At 29.4% G+C, this 6,303-nt stretch carries 5 protein-coding genes; all 5 read left to right on the top strand.

Features of this window, described 5'->3' with window-relative positions; genetic code table 11:
• The coding region (locus HPY79_12090; protein NSW46544.1) for a nucleotidyltransferase family protein at positions 1 to 1,043 on the top strand (1,043 nt) is incomplete at its 5' end.
• Positions 1,040 to 2,104, top strand: a complete 1,065-nt coding sequence (locus HPY79_12085; protein NSW46543.1) for a DUF1972 domain-containing protein — start codon at positions 1,040 to 1,042, stop codon at positions 2,102 to 2,104. The genes HPY79_12090 and HPY79_12085, both read left to right, overlap by 4 nt.
• Complete coding sequence (locus HPY79_12080) at positions 2,085 to 4,583, top strand: tetratricopeptide repeat protein (protein NSW46542.1); 2,499 nt, start codon at positions 2,085 to 2,087, stop codon at positions 4,581 to 4,583. The genes HPY79_12085 and HPY79_12080 overlap by 20 nt, the downstream gene beginning before the upstream one ends.
• A gap of 72 nt (positions 4,584 to 4,655) precedes the next feature.
• A complete protein-coding gene (locus HPY79_12075; GenBank protein NSW46541.1) occupies positions 4,656 to 5,261 on the top strand; it encodes a hypothetical protein in 606 nt (201 codons plus the stop codon).
• Between the two features lie 3 nt (positions 5,262 to 5,264).
• The coding region (locus HPY79_12070; protein ID NSW46540.1) for a hypothetical protein at positions 5,265 to 6,303 on the top strand (1,039 nt) is incomplete at its 3' end.

Below are 6,303 nucleotides of genomic sequence, written 5' to 3'. Positions count from 1 at the left end.
ATATTAAATTTGACACTTTTGTTAAATATCATTCTTTGCAACATTGGTATTTTTTAAAATTTCAAAAAGATCCATTTTTATTGGGTAACGAAGACAAAAAATTGATTGAAAATGAGATCAAAAATGTTAAGCTACAAAATTTATTACTTTGGACAGAATGGCAGAAAATAGAAAGGTTAGCTTTAGAAAAAAAAATAAACCTATTTTTGTTTAAAGGAATTGCTTTATCAAAACAATTGTATAATGATGCTTTTTTGCGACCTACTAGAGATTTAGATATATATGTCGATTTTAATGATATTGTTACAGCAGAAGAAATTTTTTTAGCTTTAGGCTACAAACGTGTTAAGCCCAATTTTGTATTAAATGAGGTACAGTTAAAAAAATTGAAAAATCATTTGCATCATTTTTCTTATTATCATTCGACTAATAAAGTCTTGATTGAACTGCATTGGCAGTTGTTTGTACCCGAAAAGCTTATGCCCCATGGTGCAAGAATAATGTTTGGTAAACAAAATAATGAAAAGCACGAAGGATTGTTTCGATACAATCCCAATGTTTTATTGCATTATTTAATGATTCATGCTTCAATGCACCATTGGTTTAAGTTGGTTTGGTTGTCGGATATGGATAGGTTAATAAGAAATAATTCAATTGATTGGAATGAATTTAACATGTTAACTTCAACATTCCGTGATGAGCGAATGGTGAATGTTTCATTTGCCTTGTTACAAAAATATTTTGAAACATTCGTTAATAAAGAAATAAAATTAAATAAAGCTGAACAGAAAATATATAAAATAGCCCAAAAAAGTATTGAAAACCGTGAAAATTTTTTAACTTTTAAAGGGATAAAGCGTGTTAAAAGAGTATATTTTCTTTCTTTATTAAAAAAAGATTGGATTTATAAATGGTATTGTTGGTATGCGCCCATGACAAATTTAGAAGATTGGAAATCATTGCCTTTACCCAACTATTTGTTTGGGTTTTACTTTGTTTTTCGTCCTTTTTTATGGTTTTATCATAATTATTTGAAAAGATGAAAATAGCCATTATTGGTACACGTGGAATTCCTAATCGTTATGGAGGTTTTGAACAATTTGCTCAGCACCTTTCAGAAGAGCTTTCAACAAACCATGAGATAACTGTTTTTAATCCTCATTATCGTAAAGATACTTCAAATTATTGGAAATCGGTAAAAATTGAAAAAGCTTTATGTCCTCGCATTTTAGGTCCGTTGGGGCATATTATTTACGATTATGTTTCATTAAAAAAAGCATTGAATTCTGGGAATGATGTTGTTTTAGTATGCGGATATGTGAGTTCTTATTTTGCTTTATGGCGATTTAAAAAATATAAAAATAGAATTTTAGTCCACATGGATGGTTTTGAGTGGAAAAGGGCTAAATGGTGGCCAATAATTCGTCATATTATTAAGTACATAGAGCGGAATACGGTAATGCTTATGCCTCATTTAGTTACTGATCATCCATTTTTAGAACAATATTTTATGGATACTTATCAAAAAAAAGTACATCAAATAGCTTATGGATGCAAATTGCGTGAAGTGATTATAAATAATAATAAGCATATCGATAAGCCCTATTTTTTAGTTATTGCTCGAAACGAAAAAGAAAACAATATAGAAATGATATGCCGAGCTTTTATCGCTGCTGATATAGATGCCTATTTAATGATTTTTACGAATAAAAAGTTTAAAGTAAATTCTCCTAAAATTAAAGTATGGCTTAATGAATACGATGATACTATTTTGAATTTTTATCGCAGTAAAGCCTTGGCTTATGTGCATGCCTATACGGTAGGTGGGACAAATCCGTCTTTAATTGAAAGTATGGCTTATTGTTCAACTATTATTGCTTTAAAAAATGATTTTCACCAGTACTTGCTTGAAAATAATGCTTTGTATTTTAATGATGAAAATGATTTGAAGGAGATAATGAAAAAGTTAATTCATAATAAAAAACTACATTTGCATTTGGAAAGTAATCGCAAAAAGATTGAATCTTATTTTCAATGGCATCAGATTGCTCAACAATATTTATGTTTATTCAATGAAATGTTGAATGAAGAAGAAAGTAAATAATATTTATTGGGGGCTTGGTTTAATAATTCTTGCTACCATATTGGCATATGTTAAAATTGTTCATTTCGATTTTGTTTATTGGGATGATGATAAACAAGTATTGAACAATGTTTATGTTAAGATATTATCATGGGAGCATATAAAGCATAATCTTTTTTATGAACGCTTTACATTCATTCCTTTAACTTTATATTCTATTGTTTATCAATTTTTTGCTGATAATGCGAGTGTTTATCATATTGTTTCTATCATATTTCATGTTTTTAATATTATATTTGTATTTCAATTATTTAAACGGTTAAGGTTTAATGACTATGTTGTTTTATTTACTACTTTGCTTTTTGCTTTACATCCTCTTCGAATTGAATCTGTAGCTTGGATTTCGGAATGGAAAGATTTAATTTTTACCTTCTTTTTCTTGATAGGGATGAACATGTATTTAAAATGGAAGGATGAGCATCGTAGTATTTATATAGTTTTATATCTATTAATGGCTTGGCTATCGGCTTTTTCAAAAGTTCAAGGCTTAATGTTGCCATTCACAATAATCTTATTAGATTCTATTATTGCTAAAAAAATAAACTCAAAGCATTTTATCTTTCAATTAAGCCTATTTGTTTTTATATTATTTTCGTTGAATAAACATGCTTGGTATATTTTAGCTATAGCTTTGTTGTTGTTATATTTAGTTCGAAAAAGAAATTATCATTTTACTTTATCTTTAGTTCAAAAAACAATATTAGGGGTAAGTATATTGTTAATTGTTTTATTCATAGGTTTTTATACACGTCATTTGTGGTTTTGGACAGGAGCAACCCAAGCATCATTTTTAGATAGATTGGTATATTCGGGTTATGCCATGTTTTTTTATATTAAGCAATTTATTTTACCTTTAGAACAAATTGCAATTCATCAATATCCGCCCATTGGGGGAGCTGAATTATGGCTAAAAATGGGTTGGTATTTATGGGTATGGCCTATCCTAATTTTGGTAATATTTCTTATTTATAAATCTAAAGTATCTTTAAAAAACTGGCTTTTATTTGGCATACTTTTCTTTATGCTTAATATATCTATGGTTTTACATTTTATTCCTATCGAAGGGCGTTTAATTGTAGCTGAACGTTATACTTATTTGGCTTATTGCGGACTTTTTATGGTAGTGGCTATTCTATTAGATTTATATTTAAATTATGTATGGAAACGCATCACTTTTATAGTTGTTCTTTTATGTTTGTCTTATATTACCTATAATAGAACTGATGTTTGGAAAAATACTGAAACGTTATTTAAAGATGTTGTAGTTAAGAGTCCTACCACTTCGTTTGCATGGATCAATTTAGGGAGTTATTATCTTGAAAAAAATCAATTCAACAACGCTAATAATTGCTATCGAAAAGCTTTGCAATATAATCCTAATGATGTTCAAATATATTTAAATCAAGCTATGGCTAATTTGGGTTTACATAAAGTTGATGTATCGATGAAAAACATCGATTGGGGAATAGCAAGAGCTAAGACAGACGAAGATATTTCTATGTTTTTGGTTACAAAAGGTCAAATTTATGCTCAATTGGGCGATAATGAGAGGGCAAAAATTTTATATGATAGCGCTATTGCAAAGTATAACGGCAATTTTAAAGCTTGGTTGCAAAAAGCCTTGCTTTACGTTAATGATTATAAAATGAGAAATTTAGATAGTGCTATTGTTTTTTGTCAAAAAGCAATTCAATTAAATAACTATTATGCCGATGCATATCATACTTTAGGCTGGATTTATTTATTAAAAGGTGATATCATTGAGTCAGAGAAAAATATTCAAAAAGCTATTGAGTTAGATGCATCGATGCCTTTACCATATAATAGTTTAGGTTATATTGCATTGTTAAAAAATGATGTTAATAAGGCCATTGAATATTATACTCAAGCCTTGAAAATGGATTCTTCATTAGGAGAAGTTTACAAAAATAGAGCTTGGGCATATTATCAAAATAAAAATTTCATATTAGCATTAAGCGATTATAATAAGGTGCTTAAAATGACACCTAACGATTATATTGCCAATGTAAATAAAAGTTTTTGCCATGCTTATTTGAATGATTTTAATCAAGCAGTATTAAGTTTTAAAAAAGTAATTCGCCTTTATCCAGATTCAACCATTAACTTATATAACCTTGCCTGGGCTTTTTTGCAAGCCAAACAATACGATTCTTCCATTATTTATTATGAACAATTTAATAAACAACGACCCAATTATTTGCAGGCACTCTTTGAGCAAGGTTTTGCTTATTTGTCTGTAAAAAAATATGAACTTGCTTTAAAATGTTTCGATAAAGTTCGTGATCAAAATCCTGCTAATGGTGAGGTTTATTACTGGATAGGAATTGTTTATGAAGCAAAAGGGAATAATGATATGGCAAAAAAATATTTTAAAATGGCTTTTGATAAGGGTTTTAAGCGTCCTCCTAAAAAAATGTGATGAATTGAAAAAAAATGTACCTTTAGGCAACTATTTATGAATGCAAATGGTCTTAAATAAAATTTTAAAGTTATGAGAATTTTGATGGTCATTTTTGTTTTTTTGAACGTTTCGTTAATGGCGCAGAAAAGTAGCCCTAACGTTTATGTAAAGTTCCCTTCTGATAAAATTTTATTTTATCAACAACAGCCAACTTCTTTAATTCTTTATGTTGAAAAACAAAATAAGGATATATTAATACCGGCTATGATAAAGAAGGCGTCGAATGTAAAGTCAGTAGAACAAGGGAATAAAGATAAATATCATTATTATAAGGTAGAATTTGTTAATCCGCTAACGGTAGAATTAGCTAAACAATTTTTTAAAAATCTTCATTTATCTGAGATATATACACCTAAAAATAAAAAAATATACATTGACGATATGTTAACTCAAAATGAAATAGAATCGTTTAAAAATATGCCGCCTCAGACTTTTAAATCCTCTGAAAATATTGGAAATGCCAATCATATAGATTATTATAATTTTAAAGTTTTTAATTTGGAATCTAAAATTCAAAGTTTGTATTCGAATAATTATCCGTTTCAACTTTTTAGTGGGAACGTTGCAGATTTAAAAGACAAATTAATGAATGCAAAACTTGAAAGAGATAATTTTGTTCAACGAAATAATCGATAAGCTATGATAAAGAAAATTGTTTTTATTGGTTCGTTATTTTTGCTTACGACCAATGTGTTTGGTCAATTTGCAACAACCTGTAATACGGCAAATCCTTTTTGTACCGATTCGTCGTATGCTTTCCCTATGAATACAAATACTCAGGCGGAGTCGGGACCTAATTATGGATGTTTATATACTCGCCCCAATCCAATTTGGTATTTTCTTCAAATTGATCAATCAGGTTCCATTACAATTTATATGAATTCACCAACGGGTAATGATATAGACTTTGTATGCTGGGGACCTTTTAATGATCCTGTATCTCCTTGTACAGCACAGCTAACAGCAAATTGTTCAAGTTGTCCTAATAATACATCAGACCCCTATTTTTACCCGTCTGGTAATATGGTTGATTGTAGTTATGACCCCGCATATTATGAAACTGTGCATATTTCTAATGCTATTCATGGACAATTTTATTTACTATGTATCACAAACTATTCAAATCAACCAGGAACAATAAATTTTTCACAATCTAACCTTAACGATCCCAATCATGGTACAACAAATTGTGCTATTGTTTATTGTGATATGACCAACATTACTTATACAGTTGGAGCTTGTAATCCTCAAACTAATCAATACTCGGTTACAGGTACCATTGTTTTTAATGGACCACCTCAAACGGGTACGCTTACTATTATCGATCAGCAAAGTGGTGTTAGTCAAACTTTTAATGCTCCTTTTACAAGCCCATTAAGTTATACACTCAATGGTATTAATTCCGATGGTGCTCAACATACATTATTTGCTCAATTTTCTGATGCTACAACATGTAGTTATACTGTAAATTATACTGCTCCAGGTCCTTGTAATGCTTGTAATGTTAATGCAGGTGCTAATATTAGTGTTTGTGGTCTGCATGCAACGCTAAATGCAACGGAACAACCTACCGATGTCAATACCCATTGGAATCCGATAAGCGGTATAACATTTACTGATATAAATTCACCTACAACTGCAATAACAGCTAATACACCCGGTATATATAATTTAGTTT

This window comes from Bacteroidales bacterium, from assembly GCA_013314715.1.
Lineage (GTDB): Bacteria > Bacteroidota > Bacteroidia > Bacteroidales > GWA2-32-17 > Ch61.
Note: the sequence above shows the minus strand (reverse complement) of the source record. Positions and strands in the feature narration are given on the sequence as shown.

Bases quoted from the DNA above. Each gene is read 5' to 3' on its own strand.
- HPY79_12075 (NSW46541.1), top strand. From the start codon at position 4,656: ATGAGAATTTTGATGGTCATTTTTGTTTTTTTGAACGTTTCGTTAATG.
- HPY79_12080 (NSW46542.1), top strand. From the start codon at position 2,085: ATGAAGAAGAAAGTAAATAATATTTATTGGGGGCTTGGTTTAATAATT.
- HPY79_12085 (NSW46543.1), top strand. From the start codon at position 1,040: ATGAAAATAGCCATTATTGGTACACGTGGAATTCCTAATCGTTATGGA.